The organism is Methylogaea oryzae (assembly GCF_019669985.1).
Lineage (GTDB): Bacteria > Pseudomonadota > Gammaproteobacteria > Methylococcales > Methylococcaceae > Methylogaea > Methylogaea oryzae.
This window is the reverse complement of the sequence record NZ_AP019782.1, coordinates 3,083,539-3,099,145: the sequence shown is the minus strand read 5'-3', so window position 1 is coordinate 3,099,145 and position 15,607 is coordinate 3,083,539. Positions and strand designations below refer to the sequence as shown.

The window sequence follows — 15,607 nt, the reverse complement described above, 5'->3', positions numbered from 1 at the left end:
TGAGCCGTCCATGTCGCACTCCCTGCTCGTCCGGCCGGCTCAAGCGCGCCACGTTCCCGCCCTGCTGGAGCTGCTGGACGCGCTGTTCCGCTTGGAAAGCGACTTCGCTTTCGACGCCGGCAAAGCCGAGCGCGGCTTGCGTATGCTGCTGGGGCAGGACGACGCCTTGGCGCTGGCCGCCGAGGCGCGGGGCAGGGTCGTCGGCTTGTGCACGGTGCAAACGGTGATTTCCACCGCCGAAGGCGGGCCGGTGGGCTGGGTTGAGGACGTGGTGGTGGCTGAGGATTGGCGCGGCCGGGGCGTCGGCCGGCGCTTGTTGGCCGAGGCCGAACGCTGGGCCGCCGAGCGCGGCTTGACCCGGTTGCAGCTGCTCGCCGACGGGGACAACCGCGCGGCCTTGGATTTTTACGACCGTCTGGGCTGGGGGGCGACCCGCCTGGTTTGCCGGCGGCGAACGCTATGACCGCGCCGAGGCGGCGTTTCAGCCCCCCAGAATCGACGCATAGGCCCGCCGCAGCAATTCCATTTCCGCCGGGTGGCGGCCGCGCAGAGCGGTCAGGGGCAGAAAGCTGGCGCCTTTTTCGCCCATCAGGGCGCGGGGCGGGTCCATGGTGGTGAAATGGGCTAGATAGACGGCGACGGGACCGGGCGGGGTGTCTACCAGCACGCGGAATTCCGCGTCGATTTCCAGCAGGCCCATCGCCAGGCCCAGCTCGCCGCTCAGCTCCTTCAGCAAAGCGGCCGGGTGGGGCAGGAGGCCGCTAAGGCCCCGCTCGTCGTCTTCCTCCGCCACGCTGGACAAGGCCGGCAGGGGGCCGGGGGCGAGGACGCTGCCGTGGGCGTGGTCCAGGAACAGCGTGCGGGCGCTGGTGGCCTGCTTGTGGTACAGCAAGACGCGGCGATTATCCATCGGCCGCTTTCCGCTGTTCCGGCGGCAAGCGCGGCCACAACGCGTGGGCGCAGGTGTCCAGCCGCGACAGCTTCAGGCCGACGGACTCCCGCTGGGCCAGCTGCGGAAAGCGCTGGTTGATGGGGTGGTGGGCGTACCATTGCTCCATGGCGCGGTTGAGGCGGTCTTTTTCCGCCGCCACCTGGGAAATGTGCCGCCGCAGCCATTCCCACGTGGCGGTGCCGTCGAGCCGCGCGACGCGATAGCGCACGGCCTGGTCGAAAAGCCGCACGCCGCCGCCTTCCGCCACCACTTGCCGCAGGGCGGAGGGATCGACCACTTCGATGCCGGCCAGGTAGTCCACGCCGAAATGGTGGAATTCCGCCAGCCAAGGCAGGGTGGGGCCCATCAGCACCACGGTGGCGTGGCGGGACAAGCTCATCAGGCGCGGAAAAGTCTTGTTGGGTATGGAGCTGGCGGTGAGGAACACCCATTCCGCGTCGGGCAGCACCCATTCCGCCGCCGGGTCGGGGAGATCGCCGGCGCCGGGCCGCCGCTCCAGCACCGTCAGGTCGACGCCGTGCCGTTCGCTCCAGCGGTCCAGGCCGGGGTAGCGGCCCACCACGACCACGCGCCGGCCGGCCAGCTGCGGCAGGAAATGGTCGAATACCCGCAGATTGTTGTCGCCGTTCGCCAACGGTTCCAGCAGTTCGCTGTGGGGCAGGCTGGCGCGCAGCCCCAAGGCGGCGTTGCAGGCGGCCATGCCGACGGCCGCGTGTTGCGGATCCCATTCCTTGACCCAGGCCGCCAGCTCGCGCAAAGGCCGGCCGGCCAGGGTGCCGGGCCAGGGCAGGGTGCGGGTGATCTCGTCCGGACTCATGGACATGCCCTGCACCAGGCCGGCTTCGCACAGGGTCCAGACCCGGCCCAGCGTCAGTTGCGTGGCGGTGGCTGTGGCCCCGCAGTAGTCCAGCAGCAGGTCGTAGACTTCTCTCGGATCGGTATAGGCGTGCATGGCGTTCACGGCATGGGTAGGAGTTTGGCTTCGCTCTTCACGGTGTCGCCCCGGCCCCAGGCCACCACGCCTTCCACGAACCAGCGCGGGTCCTTGGGGTGGGGGCGCACCACGTCGAATTCGGCGAAAAAGCTGTCGTCGCTGTTGAACTGGATCTGGCCCATTTTTTTTCCCGCGCCGTCGCGCAGCTCGATGCGCCGGTTGCCGGCGCCGGTGTAGGGATCGGTGACCGAATCGACGCCGGTCATCGCCGAGACGGGCATGAACAGGTCGCCGGGCAGAAAGCCCAGCTTATGGATTTCCAGGGCCAGGCTTTGGGTGATGCGTTGCAGCGTGGGGTCGGTATGCATGTCAGCCGTCCTCCTCGACGGCGTCGGCCAGTTGGCGGACGACCGAGGCGCCGGAGCGGTCTTCCGGGTCCAGCGCCAGCAGCAGGGCGAGGATATCCTCGGCCGCCGCCGCTTCGTTGCGGCGCAGTTTGATGAACGCCAAGGCCTTGAGGGTGAACAGGTAAAAATGGCCGGCGCCGCCCGCCTCGTAGGGATGCCGTTCGCCGGCCGGCTCGCGCAGGCCTAGGCGGCAGGCGAAGCCTCCCTGGCGGGCGGCTTCCCGCAGGGCGCGCCGCGCGGCGTCCTCCGCCTGGGCCAGCGAGCGCCGGTTGGCGTAGTACTTGTACAAGGCGAAGTGCGCCGGCAGGCAGTCGGGGAAGCGTGCCGCGGCGTTCAGCAACAAGCGCTCGGCCTCGGCCGGATCGCTGTGGCGCAGCGCCACCGCCCGTTGCAGCAGGGCGTCGACGGCAGCCGGCAGCCCCGGCGCGAACAGCACGGCCGGCTCCCGCCAGGGAACGACGCTGTCGCCGTTCATGGCGCCGCCGATTCCCGTCCGGCCGCCAGGCGCGCGCAGCCGTTGAACTGGCCGGCGGCCAAGCCGGCCGGACGGCGGCTTTGCAGGATGCGCCAGACGGTGGTGCGGCCGGCCTTGGCCAAGCGAGGGAAACCCGCGCCCACGGCGTGTTCCGCCACGTGGCGGGCCAGCACGCGCAGGGACCAGCGGTCCATGTCCAGGCCGTGGTCGCAGGGGTTGGCCCGGGCCAGCCCGATCACCCAGTCCTTGGCGTCCTCCAGAATTTCCGGTTTTTTGGTGGTGAAACTGGGATTGAGCGGTTGCTCGATGCCAGCCGCCAGGGCGGTGTCGATGCATTTGTAGATGGTCGGGCAGGATACGCCCACCTGGCGGCGGATGTCGGCGATGGAGCAGCCGTCGGCGTATTTCAGCAATATTTTGGCCCGTTTCACCTGCCGTTCCGGCGCCGTGGTGGAGCGGCTCAGCTCGGTCAGCATGCGCCGATGGATTTTCGACAGGATCAGCGGCGGGCGCTGGGTTCTATTCGCCATGTTTATCTCCGGCGTGGAAAACGAGGGGCGGGCTAGCCCCAGACGTGGGGCGGCGTTTGCAGCCGGGCCACCGGCTCGTTCCCCAACAGGTGTTGTTCGACGATCTCCTTCACGTCGGTTTTACTCACCGGTCCGTACATGACGCCTTCCGGGTAGACCAGCACGCTGGGGCCGTTGCCGCAGGGGCCCAGGCAGCCGGTGCTGGTCACGGCGATGCGGTCGAACAGGTTGCGTGCCTGGACTTCCGCCAGGAATTCGCCCAGCACCTCGTCGCCGGCCTGGCTCATGCAGGAGCCGCGCGGGTGGCCTTCCGGGCGGCGTTGGACGCAGACGAATACGTGTTTTTGCGGTTTGGGCATGGGTGGCTCCGGGGGCTGTCGATGATCGGGGGGCTCACGCCGCCAGCGGCGTATGGGTGAAGCATTTCTTCGGGCACACCTTGGAACAGGCTTCGCAGCCGATGCAGTCCTTGGCGTTGGCGATGCTCATCACCATGGTGTTGTCCTCGTCCAGGTCTTCGTATTCGTCGAAGTCCGCGCCCAGGGCTTCCTCCCGCTCCACCAGGTTCAGCACGTCGCGGGGGCACACCTTGTAGCAGCGGCCGCAGCCGATGCAGTGGGCCTGGTTGAGTTTTTCGACGAAGGCCGGGGTCCAGGCGCTGCCGCCGGCGGTTTGGCCCGTGATGTATGCGCTCATGTTCTCGGTTCCTGGGGGTTCAGGCGGCGGCCTTTTTGGCGGCTTTCAGCCTGTCGTTGGCTTCCGCCCACTTTTGGCAGGCGTCGTAGGTGCTCTGGGCGATTTCCGGGATGTCGCGGTAGCCGGCCGGCAGGCTGTCTTCCACCAGGTCGTGCAGCTTGGAGGCCCACTCGCTGGCGATGCGTTTGGCTTTGGCGACTTCCTTTTCCATTTGTTGCAGTTCTTCGGGGGACATATCGATCGCTCCTGTTCGTTGGGTTACGGCCTGCGGCCTAACCCAACCTACGATTAGGCGTTGGCCACTTCCGGGAATTGCCCGATCAGTCCCTGCGCCTTTTCCAGCACTTTGCCGGCTTCCTCGTTGAGCTTGGCCAGGCTGGCGAAGCCGAAGCGGTGCACGTCGCGCAGGGTCTTGTCCGCCACGATCAGCTTGCCGACGATGATGAAGGCGCGGCCGAAGCCTTCGTGGGTCAGGTTGATCACCGGCACCGCCATCAGGCCCGACCGCTTTTCGATGAGGGTGGCCAGGGCGTTGTAATAGGCCTTGACGCGGGCCATGGTGATTTCGTCGGGATCGCCGACGATGGGGATGGCCTGCTTGCGCTCCTTGGTCAGCACGTAGGGATCGATGACCTGGGCGTCGGGCCAGTCCTTCTGCGTGTCGTAGGTGTCCAGGGCGCGCATTTGCTTGACCAGTTCGGCGACGATGTCCGATTGCAGTTCGGTATCGTCTGCTTGGACGACGAGGGCGGCGTTGGGCATGGGGTTATCTCCTAGGTTGCGATGAATGTGTAGGGTGGGATGGACGCGCAACGCGCTGAGCTTCGCCCTTATCAAAGGGCTTGCGCGAGTCGTAACCCACCGATTGGCCGCCGGCTTCACTCCTCCCACCCCTCCGCCTCCATGCGGGCGAAGCGGGAAGGGTCGGCGCCGTTTTGGCGGGCGATGGCCTTGGCCAGCCAGGCGGAAGGGCCGGTTTTCAATTCGTTCTGGAAGTCCTCGATCAAGTCGGCGATGAGGCTGTCGCGATTGACCTTCACCGGCTGGATGCCGGCGGCCATGATCTGGCGGATGGCCGAGGCGCCCACGGCTTCGCAATAGACGGCGGCGCAGCCGTCCAGCAAGTCGATCTTCACCGACAGCTTGTCTTCGTTGCCGTCCTGGGCCAGTTCGCCGAACTGGGCCGCTTCCAGCAGTTCCGACGATTCCATGTCCACGGCGTAGACGGCGAAAGTGCGCGCCGAACCGAAATGCTGGTTGACGTGCTGCATGTCGGAAGTGGCGAACGCGATTTTCAAACGGGTGCTCATGGCGGCTTCGTCCTGGCTGATGTCACAAATGCGCATGCGTCGGACCATGGACATGGCGGCGGCTCTCCAACGGGGTTGAACGGGCTTCGGTGTCCGGCTTCTGGGCATAGAGGGAGCGGTAAACCGGCACGGCGTGGCGGCTGTGGTCGCCGACGGCCAGGTTGGCCAGGTCGAACAGGGCCTGGCGCGCGCCGCGGTAGCCGATCCAGGTTTTCTGGTAGCCGCCCAGCAGGTCGTACAACGGGAAGCCGCAGCGCAGGATCGGCAGGCCCAGCCGCTCGGCGGTGGGCACGGCGTGGGAGTTGCCGACGACCAGTTCCGCGCCTTGCTCGCCGGCCAGCAGTTCCAGGTCTTCCAGGTCGCCGATCTTGACGCGCGACAGGCCGGAGGCGGCCAGGGCCGGGCCGTTGCCGGCGGCCACCGCCGCCACCACCTCTGCACCCATCTCCCGCACCAAACAGGCCATGGCGGCCAGTTGGTCCGGATCGGCGGCGATGGCGACGCGCAGCTGGCCCAGCATGAAATGGGTGTCCACCATGGCGTCCTGCAATTGGGCGCGCTGGCGTTCGATTTTGTGCGGCACCGGGCGCTCGCCGATGTCCGCCAAGGCCATGACCAGGGCGTCGTTGGCGGCCAGGCCCAGCAAGTGGTCGAAATAACGGCTGGGCACGCCGGTGCGCTGTTCCAACAACTGGCCGGCTTTGCGCAAAGAGGCGCCCACCACCAGGGTGGCGCGGGCATCGCCCAGGGTGGCCAGCTCTTCCAGCGGCGTGCCGCCCACGGTGGTGGGGCTGAAGTCGGCATCCGTCAAGTGCCCGTCCAGCGAGTCGGCGATGTCCGGCAGCACCAGGGGCTTCAGCTCGAAACTCTCCAGCAACTCTTTCAGCGCTTCCAGGTCGCCCGGGGTGAGGAAGGAGCCGGCCAGCACGTTGACCTGGCGCGGGCGCTTGCCCGGCTTGGTGCCGGCCGCGGCCGGTTCGGGCACCAGGGTGTCGAGGATGGCTTCTACCGTGGCGGCATAGCCGGTTTCCAAGCAGCCGGCGAAGTCCGGCGTGTTCACCGCCACCACGGCGGTGCCGGCCAGTTCGGGGTAGCGTTCGCGGAAGTCCTTGACGCAGCGCTTCACGTCGGTGCCCTGGGTTTCCGACAGGCCGGTGGTGAGCACGGTGATCAAGTCCGGTTTGGATTTTTCCGCGATGGTCTTGACGCCCTCGACGACGTTGTCGTCGGCGCCCATGACCGAGCTGACCTGGTCCATGGCGGTGGTCTGCAGCGGAATCGGCTCGCGGAAATGGCGCACGAAGTACACCTTGGCGAAAGCGGTGCAGCCTTGCGAGCCGTGCAGCATGGGGATGGCCTTGTGGAAACCCAGGGTCGCCAGGGAGCCGCCCACCGGCTGGCTGGCCTTCAGGGGATTCACCGACAGGGCTTTATTGCGCTTGAGGATTTCCGCCATGGCTGTTGCACGTTTCGCTTGCTCGCTATGTCGCTGCATATGCGAGCAGCGTGCCAAGCGTGCGCCCGCGCAATGCAAGGGGTTGCGCGGCGCGGCCTTTGTCGCGAATGCGACAAGCCGCCGGCTTTTGCCGTTTCAGCGACAGAGCGGTTTCGCGCCTGCTGCGGCGATTGACAGCGGTCGGCCGATGGGCGGCTAATGAGGCGCGTCCCTAGTGCATAGCGAGGTAGCGGTCATGAACAGGTTGTTTTTTCTCTGCGGACTGATCGGCTGGGCGGCCGTCGCCCAGGCGGAAGGCGGCACAGGCCGAACCTTCGTGGCGACCGTCGATGGAAACGGCGTCCAGCGGGTGGAAGTCGTCGGCGGCGACTATTACTTCGAACCCAACCACATCGTCGTCAAGGCCGGCGTGCCGGTGGAGCTGGTGGTGCGCAAGGAGTCCGGCTTCACGCCGCATACCTTTGTCATGGACGCGCCGTCCGCCGGGATGCGCTTCAACGTCGATCTGGGGGAGCCCCGGGCGGTGCGTTTCACTCCCTCCAAGCCCGGCGTCTACGGGTTTTATTGCGACAAGCAGTTGCTGTTCTTCGAGAGCCACCGGGAGAAAGGCATGGAGGGCACATTGGAAGTGCTGGAGTGATCGGCTAGGCGGGCGCGCCGCGCTGGCAGAACTATTGCTTGTCCTCCGTTGTCGAGCCGCCGGCGAGTCGTGATGGTGCCGCGCGACCCTTTATGGGGCGCGGCTTTCGCCCTTCACGCCTTGGCCGCGGCTTTTGCGGCAAATCCGACAACGGGCTTCGGGAGCGTGATGTTTCAACGAAATTCCACAACGGCGGCGCGCGAACGCCTGTCGCCGATTCCGGGAGTCCTCGCCTATTCCCCTGCAGCGCGGCTTTGCCGCTATCGCGGAAACGCCGGCCGGGATCACGTGTTCTCGCTGTCCCCTCCGGTGTCGGCCCGGCGCGCCGCCTGGCCGGCGGCGAGGGGCGCGCGCCGTATCGCCATGCTTCCACCACAACCACGGAGACGCCATGAAAACCGAAGACAAAATCCGCCGGCAAATCGCCGAGAACCCGGTGATCCTTTACATGAAAGGCGTGCCGGAGGCGCCGCAGTGCGGCTTTTCCGCCAAGGCTTCGGCGCTGCTGAAGGAAACCGGCGTCGGCTTCGCCTACGTCGACGTGCTGAGCGCGCCGTTCATCCGCGAAGCCCTGCCGAAAGTGTCCCATTGGCCGACTTTTCCCCAGTTGTTCGTGGCGGGCGAATTGGTGGGCGGCAGCGACATCGTCGAGGAGTTGGCCCAGCAAGGCCGGCTGCAGCCCCTGTTGGCGCAGGCGGCGGTCAAACCGGCGGAGGCTTAAGGCCATGGATGTCGCCGACGTGCGGAACCTGATCGAGGCGGCCTTGCCGGACTGCCGGGTGGCGGTGGAGGGCGAGGGCTGCAATTTTTCCTGCGTGGTGGTGAGCCCCGGCTTCCAGGCCTTGGGTTCCTTGCAGAGGCAGCGGCTGGTGCTGGCGGCGCTGCAAGCGCCCCTGGCCAGCGGCGCGCTGCACGCGATCACCGTCAAGGCTTATACGCCGGAGGAATGGGAGCCTTTGCGCAGCGCCGCGGCGGCGGAATTGGTGCGGTTGCAATGAGCGCGCTCGGGGAAGCGGGCCGGTGTCGGAACTAGGCGAGGATTGCACCCCCCAAGCCGATTGCGGCGCGTGTCCCTACCGGCAAAGCTTGCTGGCCGATACCCGCTGCCGGCCGGGCGACGTGTGCGTGCGGGCCATGAGCGGCCGGCAGATCGACCGCTTTTTCCGGCGCAATCCGGAGCTGGCGGATCGTTACCTGGCCGACGATTTCTGGGAGCGGCGCGCCATCGCCGTGCGTTACGCCTCCCCGGCGGCCATAGCCCCGCTTGCGCGCGACGTCGACGAGGCGGTGCGCCGTGCCGTGGCTTACCGTCTGGCACCGGAGGCTTTGGTCCGGATGATGGCGGACGACGACCGCGAGGTGCGCATCACCGTGGCCGACCGACTGCCGCCGGACAAGCTGGAGGCCATGGCGGCCGACGCCGATTACATGGTGCGCGTCTACGTGGCGCGGCGCTTGCCGGCGGGCCGGCTGTTCCGCCTGATTTGCGATCCCGACAGCCAGGTGCGCAAGGAGGTCGCCAAGCGCCTGCCGGAGCCCAGCCTGGCTTTCATGGCCCACGACGAGGATATGCAGGTGCGGCGCATCGTCGCCGAACGCATGGACGGGGAGGCGGCGGCGCTGTTGTTGCGGGATCCCGAATGGCTGATCCGCTACATCGCCGTCGGCAAAGCGCCCCTGGAGGCGGTAAAGGGGGTGCTGGACGATCCGGTGGCCGATGTGCGGGAGGCGGCGCTGGAACGGCTGGCGGAGCGGGAGGGCGCCGCGAATGGCCCCAACGGGCCGGCGTAACCGGGCCGTCGGCCGTATTTGCCTGTAGTATTAATATCGTCTAATGTATTAAACATCCACCCGCACCGAGGCTGGACGGCGCGGGTCGCGCTTTTCCTCCCCGGCTTCCTCCACCCCGACATCCGCGTTTCCGGACGCTTCGCCTTGATGCGACGGCCGGTTCGAGCGCCGATCAGACATTTCGAGGTTTCATCACGGTGTTTGGCTTTTCCAAGACTTCGCAGGCGATACAACAACTACTCGAGGCGGCCCTGGACATGGAGGAGGAGCGCTTCAAGCGGCTCGCCCAGGCCCACCCGGCCGAGGCGAAGTTGTTGGAGAACGTGCTGCGCGTCATCAATCAGGCCAACGTGCGTCTGATCGACGTGGCGGATTTCGCCACGGAAACCGTGTCGGTCATCGCCAAAGAGCAGATCACCGGCCACGACTTCTACCAGCAGCTCAACGACGTGGCGGAGAACACCCACAGCATCATGGCGGCCATCGAGGAAATGTCCGTCACCGCCAACGAAATCGCCCGCAACGCCGCCCAGGCGGCGACCGCCGCCGAGCAGAGCCAGCAGGCCACCCAGCAAAGCTTCGACAGCGTGCAGCAACTCGTGTCGCAAATGGAAAGCCTGACCCAGGCCATACGGATGACGGGCCAGGACATCAACCGCTTTGTGCAGGACGTGCGCAGCATCGGCGAGTTCACCGCCCGGGTGCGCAACATCGCCGACCAGACCAACTTGCTGGCCTTGAACGCCGCCATCGAAGCGGCCCGCGCCGGGGAATACGGCCGAGGTTTCGCCGTGGTGGCGGACGAGATCCGCAAGCTGGCCGCCGTGTCCGGCGATGCCGCCCAGGAAATCGACAAAGTGGCCGCTTCCGTCGACCAGCAATCGGTGCACGTGGTGGAGCAGGTGGGCACGGCGGAACAACGGCTACAGCAAAGCCAGGGCATGCTGGCCGATATGCGCTCGCTGTTGTCGTCGGCCAGCGACGCGGCGCGCGAATCCAGCGACCGGGTGGGCAGCATCGCCGTGGCCGCCGAGGAACAGAGCCACGTCAGCGCGGACATGGCCTCCAACGCTGCCAGCCTGTCGGCCAGCATGGACAACGTGCGCGCGCTGTATCAAGGGATTTTGCACACCATGGACCATTTGGTGCAGCTGGGCGGTTCGCAGCTGAACCTGCTGGCCCAGTGGCAGACGCCGGCCATGCTGACCACGGTCGCCAAGGGCGACCACGCCTTATGGGTGAACAAGGTCAACAAAGCGTTGATCGCCCACGACACCACCATCAACCCGAACGAATTGACCGATCACCACGCCTGCCGGCTGGGCAAATGGTACGACGGCCCGGGCATGGAGCGCTTCGGCGCCATGGCCGATTTCAAGGAGTTGCTGCCTATCCACGAAAAGGTTCACGTGACCGGCAAGCGCATCGTCGAGGCGGTGCGGCAGGGCCGCTCGGGCGAAGCCAGAACCATGGCGGCGGAACTGGAGGTTTTGTCGAGCGATGTGAAAAAGCAGCTCGACAAGCTGAACGCCGACATTTGGGGGCAGCGCCACGCCAAGGGCTGATCCCCGGCGCGCGCCTAGCCCTATGCCGGTTTAGACCGCTCCCACCCGCGCTTCCTTCTTCACCGCCACCGCCTGGGACACGGCGGCGGCGTAGTCGAAGGCCGGATAGGCTTTCAAATCCTTCTTCACGGCGTCGCAGACGGTGATGACCTTGTCTTCGGCGCTTTGGCCCTTGAAGTCGCCTTTTTCCAGACCGAGCAGCTCCAGCAGCTCGTTCCACACGGTGTTTTCCCCTTCCAACAGGGGAATCATGGTGTATTCGACGCCCTGGTATTCCACCCGCATGGGCTTGGCGATGTTCTCCACGAACAGCACGGCGGGGGCGTCGGCGGCGATGTCCTTGCCGTATTTGTCGGCGAACAGGGGCAGGGACTCGATTTTCTCCATGAAGCCGCTGACGAAGGTCAGCTTGTCGGCGGTGGCCAGCAGGGCCACTTGCTTGACCACCGAGTGGGGCGGCTTGCGCCGGCCCAGGGCATCGGCGATTTCGCCTTCTTCCAGCACCAGGTCGCCGCGGTAGGCTTCCAGGCCGGCCTGGGTGGTGGCGCCTTTCAGGTTGGCGTTGAACAGCAGTTGGTCGTGTTCGTAGCGGTTGAGCAGCATGGATTGTCTCCTGTGGGTTGGGAAAAGGTGGGGTGCGCACTGCGCACCGTTTCGCAGAGGTTGCGGTGCGCAATGCGCACCCTACGTCAGGCGGCGGCGGCTTTTTTCCACGGCGCCGGCGCGCGCACCGCCGGCCACACCGGGCTTTCGATGGTCAGCGCCAGCTGCCGCACCAGTTCCAGCATGCCCTGGTAGCCGGCATAGCCGAATTCGCGCTCCTGGTTGATGTCCAGGAAGGGAATCTTGGCTTTCAGCGCGGTGTACATGTTGCGGCCGCCGGCGATGAGGATGTCGGCCCGGTAGTCGCGGACGATGCTGAGTAGCGCTTTGGGCGAGCCGTCCTCGATCACCTGGGTGTCCGGCCCCATCAGCTCGCGGATGCGGGCCTTGTCTTCCTCGGTGGACTTCTTGGTGCCGGTGGCGACCACCACCATGCCCAAATCCTGCAAGGCGGAAATCACCGACCAGCTTTTCACGCCGCCGGTGAACAGCAGCACGCGCTTGCCGGCCAACCGCTCGCGCCAGGGCGCCAGTTCGGCGCGGATGCGGGCTTCCTCGCGGGCGATGAGGGTCTCGGTGCGGCGGGTCAAATCGGGGTCATCGATGACGCGGGCGAAGTCGCGCAGGGCCTGGCTGGTGTCGGTGATGCCGTAGAAGCTGCCTTCGAACCAGGGCGTGCCGAACTCTTTCTCCAGCTTGCGCGCCACGTTGATCATGGCCTTGGAGCACACCATCATGTTCACCTCGGCGCGGTGCATGGTCTGCACTTCGCGGAAACGGGCGTCGCCCGACAGGGTGCACAAGACGCGCAGGCCCAGTTCGTCCAGCAGCGGCAGCACGTGCCAGAACTCGCCGGCGATGTTGTATTCGCCCACCAGGTTGACGTCGTGCACGGTGATGCCGGGACGGGCGGATTCGGCTGGCAGCGGGTCCGGTTCGCGGGTGCCCACCACGTACTTGACCATGGCTTCGCCGGCGATGCGATTCCCTAAGTTCTTGGTGCCGTAGAAGCCGGCGCAGTCCACCGGCACCACCGGCACGCCGCAGCGTTCCTCGGCGGCTTTGCAGATGGCTTCGATGTCGTCGCCGATGAGGGCCGGCACGCAGGTGTTGTAGACGAATACCGCCGGCGGGTTGTAAGTGTCCACCGCCTGTTTGATGGCGTGGAACAAGCGCTTTTCCGCGCGGCCCATGACGATGTCCTGTTCGGTCAGGTCGGTGGTCATGCCGATGCGGTACAGCATGGCGCCGGACGAGCGCGTGCCGCGGTTGTCCCAGGACGACCCGGCGCAGGCGATGGGGCCGTGGACGATGTGGGCCACGTCCGCGATGGGCAGCAGGGCGATCTGCGCGCCGTCGAAAGCGCAGCCGCCGGCGGTGGCGCCCGGCTTGGGCTTGGCGCAGCCGGACTTTTCCTTCTTGTTGTGCTCGCAGGCCGGTTCGTTGAGCAGTTCGGCGATGTCTTTATTGGACTTCATGGTCAGCACCCGCATGGCGGTTGGCGTTTATCGCCTCCATGCAAGCGCCGGGCCACGGCTCCGGCCCTTGCGCCGCGCCGCTTTGCCGCCGGAACGGTTTGTCGCGAATGCGACAAATGGAAGGGTTTGGCCAGTCGGCGACAGCGCGTTTTTGTACAGGCGGGCTTCGCCCGCGGTGGTCCGGGGAAGAGGGAAGGGCATGGGATGGGCGCGGGCTTTGTGCCAATGCCGACAGCGCAAATCCCACCGCCTGTTGCGTTCCGTACACGGCTGCAAGGTGCGATTCGCCGTTAAAACAGTGGCTTAGGCGTCTGGCACGGCCTGTGCTGAACAGCCGTTAACGCTTATCCACCGACGAGGACGCCACCATGGAACTCCCTGTGCTCAACGCCGAACCCGCCGTGAAGAAAGGCGGCTGCAGCGCCTCTTCCTGCGGCTCCACCGACGACCAGATGAACCACCTGCCGGACCACATCCGCGAGAAGGTGCAGAACCATCCCTGCTATTCGGAAGACGCCCACCACTATTTCGCCCGCATGCACGTGGCGGTGGCGCCGGCCTGCAATATCCAGTGCCACTACTGCAACCGCAAGTACGACTGCGCCAACGAATCGCGCCCCGGCGTGGTGTCCGAGCTGTATACGCCGGAACAGGCGGTGCGCAAGGTCAAGGCGGTGGCCGCCACCATCCCGCAGATGACCGTGCTGGGCATCGCCGGTCCCGGCGATCCCCTGGCCAATCCGGAGCGCACCTTCGCCACCTTCCGCATGCTGTCCGAGCAGGCGCCGGACATCAAGCTGTGCGTGTCCACCAACGGCCTGGCCCTGCCCGAATCGGTGGAAGAGCTGTCCAAGCACAACATCGACCACGTCACCATCACCATCAACACGGTGGACCCGGACATCGGCGCGGAAATCTATCCCTGGGTGTTCTGGAAGAACCAGCGCATCAAGGGCCGGGCCGGCGCGGAAATCCTCATCGAGCAGCAGCAGCGCGGCCTGGAGATGCTCAGCGAGCGCGGCATCCTCACCAAGATCAACTCGGTGATGATTCCCGGCATCAACGACAAGCACCTGGTGGAAGTCAGCAAGATCGTCAAAGGCAAGGGCGCCTTTTTGCACAACGTCATGCCGCTGATCGCCGAAGCCGAGCACGGCACGTTCTACGGCGTCATGGGCCAGCGCGGCCCCAACGCCGAGGAGTTGCAGGAGCTGCAAGACGCCTGCGCCGGCGACATGAACATGATGCGCCACTGCCGCCAGTGCCGCGCCGACGCCGTGGGCCTGCTGGGCGAAGACCGCGGCGCCGAGTTCACCCTGGACAAGATCGAAGCCATGGACATCGACTACGAAGAGGCCATGAAGAAGCGCCAGGCGATCCAGTCCGCCATCCTGGAGGAAATGACCGCCAAGCGCGTGGAAAAGCAGGAAACCCTGGTGCAGTTGCAAGTGGAGTCCGCCGCCCTGGACACCCCACCGGCCCTATTCGCCGTCGCCACCCAAGGCCAGGGCGTCATCAACCAGCACTTCGGCCACGCCAAGGAATTCCTCATCTACGAGGCCTCCCCGCAAGGCGTGCGCTTCATCATGCACCGCAAGGTGGAGCAATACTGTTCGGGGGATGACACCTGCGGCGAAGCGGAATCCGCCCTGGACCTGTCCATCCGCACCCTCAAGGACTGCGCCGCCGTGTTGTGCTCCAAGATCGGCTACGGCCCGTGGGAGAAGCTGGAAGAAGCCGGCATCATCCCCAACGGCGAACACGCCATGGAAGCCATCGAACCGGCGGTGATGGCGGTCTACAAAGAGTTGGCCGAATCCGGCCGCCTGGTGGACAAGAAGCGGGAGGCTATGCGGGCGGTGGGTTAGCCCGTAGGGTGGGCGGCCGACAGGCTGCCCACCGCAGAGCCGTCACAAACCAAAGCCGGGTTCGCCAGCAATTGGCGGGGCCGGCTTTTTTGTGCGTCCACCCGGCCGACGAGTGGACATGACCAAGTTGGTGGCGCATCATGACTCTACTTGACCAAGTACGAAGATGTCCCATGAAAACAGCCAACGTAGCCGAAGCCAAAGCGCATTTTTCCGCCTTGCTGGCCGATGTGGAAGGGGGCGAGGAAGTCGTCATCATGCGCCGCGGCAAACCCGTCGCCCGGATCGTGCCCGAACCGGCCAGCCTACCTCAGTCCTATGGCCTTGCGGAACTGCGCGCCTTCGTTGAGGCCAAGCCATGCCGTGCCGGCCTGTCCGTGGCGGACATGCGCGAGCAGGACCTGTTGTGATCTATTTCGACACCTCGGCCCTGGGCGCCTTGTTTTTCGGCGAACCGACCGCGCCCACCATCTTGCAGTGCCTGGAATCGCTGGATGACGGCGAGCTGTGCACTTCCGCCTGGACGCTGGCCGAAATGGCCAGCGTCGGTGCGATCAAGGAACGCACCAGGGCTATCGATGCCGTGGAGCGGGCGGAAGGATTAGCCGCTTTCCACCGCTTCGTTGCCGGTGCACTGACGCTGATCGAAGTCGAACCCACCGACTTCCGCACCGCGGCGGTACTGCTGGACACTCCCCATTTGGCCTTGCGTGCGGGCGACGCCTTGCATCTGGCCGTCGCCCGCCGCTGGCGAGCAGCCCTGGCGACCTTGGATGTCCGCCAGTCTCAGGCGGCCGAACATTATGGCCTGGAGCTTTTTCCGCTTACGTCCTGATGGTCACGTGGAGATGTAGGACGTGCCGACGAAGGAGGCGCATCGATCACGATTCGGTGCGCTTCGT

General features: G+C 66.1%; 22 protein-coding genes. 9 read left to right on the top strand and 13 right to left on the bottom strand.

The window, feature by feature from the left end; all coding sequences use genetic code 11:
* Window positions 1-10: 10 nt before the first annotated feature.
* On the top strand, window positions 11-463 hold the full coding sequence (locus K5607_RS13650; protein WP_221047346.1) for a GNAT family N-acetyltransferase: 453 nt from the start codon (window positions 11-13) through the stop codon (window positions 461-463).
* Between the two features lie 18 nt (window positions 464-481).
* Here the strand turns inward: K5607_RS13650 and K5607_RS13645 are convergent, their stop codons facing one another.
* From K5607_RS13645 to nifN, 11 genes are all read right to left on the bottom strand, one after another.
* Window positions 482-910, bottom strand: coding sequence for a hypothetical protein (locus tag K5607_RS13645; RefSeq protein ID WP_221047345.1), 429 nt, complete (start codon window positions 908-910; stop codon window positions 482-484).
* Window positions 903-1,904, bottom strand: coding sequence for a DUF364 domain-containing protein (locus K5607_RS13640; RefSeq protein WP_221047344.1), 1,002 nt, complete (start codon window positions 1,902-1,904; stop codon window positions 903-905). The genes K5607_RS13645 and K5607_RS13640 overlap by 8 nt, the downstream gene beginning before the upstream one ends.
* Window positions 1,905-1,909: 5 nt before the next feature.
* On the bottom strand, window positions 1,910-2,254 hold the full coding sequence (locus K5607_RS13635) for a hypothetical protein (protein WP_221047343.1): 345 nt from the start codon (window positions 2,252-2,254) through the stop codon (window positions 1,910-1,912).
* Between the two features lies 1 nt (window position 2,255).
* Window positions 2,256-2,768: a hypothetical protein gene (locus tag K5607_RS13630; RefSeq protein ID WP_221047342.1), complete on the bottom strand. Its 513-nt coding sequence runs from the start codon at window positions 2,766-2,768 to the stop codon at window positions 2,256-2,258.
* On the bottom strand, window positions 2,765-3,298 hold the full coding sequence (locus K5607_RS13625) for a hypothetical protein (protein ID WP_221047341.1): 534 nt from the start codon (window positions 3,296-3,298) through the stop codon (window positions 2,765-2,767). The genes K5607_RS13630 and K5607_RS13625 overlap by 4 nt, the downstream gene beginning before the upstream one ends.
* A 32-nt stretch (window positions 3,299-3,330) precedes the next feature.
* Window positions 3,331-3,657, bottom strand: coding sequence for a (2Fe-2S) ferredoxin domain-containing protein (locus K5607_RS13620; RefSeq protein WP_054774617.1), 327 nt, complete (start codon window positions 3,655-3,657; stop codon window positions 3,331-3,333).
* A gap of 34 nt (window positions 3,658-3,691) precedes the next feature.
* On the bottom strand, window positions 3,692-3,994 hold the full coding sequence (fdxB, locus tag K5607_RS13615) for a ferredoxin III, nif-specific (RefSeq protein ID WP_054774618.1): 303 nt from the start codon (window positions 3,992-3,994) through the stop codon (window positions 3,692-3,694).
* Between the two features lie 19 nt (window positions 3,995-4,013).
* On the bottom strand, window positions 4,014-4,229 hold the full coding sequence (locus tag K5607_RS13610; protein WP_054774619.1) for a CCE_0567 family metalloprotein: 216 nt from the start codon (window positions 4,227-4,229) through the stop codon (window positions 4,014-4,016).
* A 53-nt stretch (window positions 4,230-4,282) separates the two neighbouring features.
* Entirely contained in the window at window positions 4,283-4,756 is a 474-nt protein-coding gene (locus K5607_RS13605) for a NifX-associated nitrogen fixation protein (protein WP_221047340.1), read from the bottom strand.
* A gap of 116 nt (window positions 4,757-4,872) precedes the next feature.
* Window positions 4,873-5,358: a nitrogen fixation protein NifX gene (gene nifX / locus K5607_RS13600; RefSeq protein WP_246598864.1), complete on the bottom strand. Its 486-nt coding sequence runs from the start codon at window positions 5,356-5,358 to the stop codon at window positions 4,873-4,875.
* Window positions 5,327-6,760, bottom strand: coding sequence for a nitrogenase iron-molybdenum cofactor biosynthesis protein NifN (gene nifN / locus K5607_RS13595; RefSeq protein ID WP_221047339.1), 1,434 nt, complete (start codon window positions 6,758-6,760; stop codon window positions 5,327-5,329). Before nifN ends, nifX begins: the two co-directional genes overlap by 32 nt.
* 235 nt (window positions 6,761-6,995) lie before the next feature.
* Here nifN and K5607_RS13590 point away from each other — a divergent pair, with 235 nt between their 5' ends.
* The 5 genes from K5607_RS13590 (at window position 6,996) to K5607_RS13570 (ending at window position 10,756) form a co-directional block, all read left to right on the top strand.
* Window positions 6,996-7,400: a cupredoxin domain-containing protein gene (locus K5607_RS13590; protein ID WP_221047338.1), complete on the top strand. Its 405-nt coding sequence runs from the start codon at window positions 6,996-6,998 to the stop codon at window positions 7,398-7,400.
* Between the two features lie 391 nt (window positions 7,401-7,791).
* Window positions 7,792-8,121, top strand: coding sequence for a Grx4 family monothiol glutaredoxin (grxD, locus tag K5607_RS13585; protein WP_221047337.1), 330 nt, complete (start codon window positions 7,792-7,794; stop codon window positions 8,119-8,121).
* 4 nt (window positions 8,122-8,125) lie between these two features.
* The gene (locus K5607_RS13580) at window positions 8,126-8,398 is read left to right on the top strand and encodes a BolA family protein (protein ID WP_221047336.1); all 273 of its coding nucleotides are present in this window, start codon (window positions 8,126-8,128) and stop codon (window positions 8,396-8,398) included.
* Window positions 8,399-8,420: 22 nt separating this feature from the next.
* Window positions 8,421-9,191 (top strand): 4Fe4S-binding leucine-rich repeat protein, encoded by a 771-nt coding sequence (locus K5607_RS13575; protein WP_221047335.1) that lies wholly within the window; start codon window positions 8,421-8,423, stop codon window positions 9,189-9,191.
* Between the two features lie 197 nt (window positions 9,192-9,388).
* A complete protein-coding gene (locus tag K5607_RS13570) occupies window positions 9,389-10,756 on the top strand; it encodes a methyl-accepting chemotaxis protein (protein WP_221047334.1) in 1,368 nt (455 codons plus the stop codon).
* A gap of 30 nt (window positions 10,757-10,786) precedes the next feature.
* Here the strand turns inward: K5607_RS13570 and K5607_RS13565 are convergent, their stop codons facing one another.
* Window positions 10,787-11,359 carry a hypothetical protein gene (locus K5607_RS13565; RefSeq protein ID WP_221047333.1) on the bottom strand — a complete coding sequence of 191 codons (573 nt, stop codon included), beginning with the start codon at window positions 11,357-11,359 and terminating at the stop codon, window positions 10,787-10,789.
* An 86-nt stretch (window positions 11,360-11,445) separates the two neighbouring features.
* On the bottom strand, window positions 11,446-12,837 hold the full coding sequence (gene nifE / locus K5607_RS13560) for a nitrogenase iron-molybdenum cofactor biosynthesis protein NifE (RefSeq protein ID WP_221047332.1): 1,392 nt from the start codon (window positions 12,835-12,837) through the stop codon (window positions 11,446-11,448).
* A gap of 368 nt (window positions 12,838-13,205) precedes the next feature.
* Here nifE and nifB point away from each other — a divergent pair, with 368 nt between their 5' ends.
* The 3 genes from nifB to K5607_RS13545 all read left to right on the top strand — a co-directional run bounded on the left by nifB (window position 13,206) and on the right by K5607_RS13545 (window position 15,540).
* The gene (gene nifB, locus K5607_RS13555; protein ID WP_054773356.1) at window positions 13,206-14,705 is read left to right on the top strand and encodes a nitrogenase cofactor biosynthesis protein NifB; all 1,500 of its coding nucleotides are present in this window, start codon (window positions 13,206-13,208) and stop codon (window positions 14,703-14,705) included.
* A 173-nt stretch (window positions 14,706-14,878) separates the two neighbouring features.
* Window positions 14,879-15,115 carry a type II toxin-antitoxin system Phd/YefM family antitoxin gene (locus tag K5607_RS13550; RefSeq protein ID WP_054773355.1) on the top strand — a complete coding sequence of 79 codons (237 nt, stop codon included), beginning with the start codon at window positions 14,879-14,881 and terminating at the stop codon, window positions 15,113-15,115.
* Window positions 15,112-15,540 (top strand): type II toxin-antitoxin system VapC family toxin, encoded by a 429-nt coding sequence (locus K5607_RS13545; RefSeq protein ID WP_221047331.1) that lies wholly within the window; start codon window positions 15,112-15,114, stop codon window positions 15,538-15,540. The genes K5607_RS13550 and K5607_RS13545 overlap by 4 nt, the downstream gene beginning before the upstream one ends.
* Window positions 15,541-15,607: the final 67 nt, after the last annotated feature.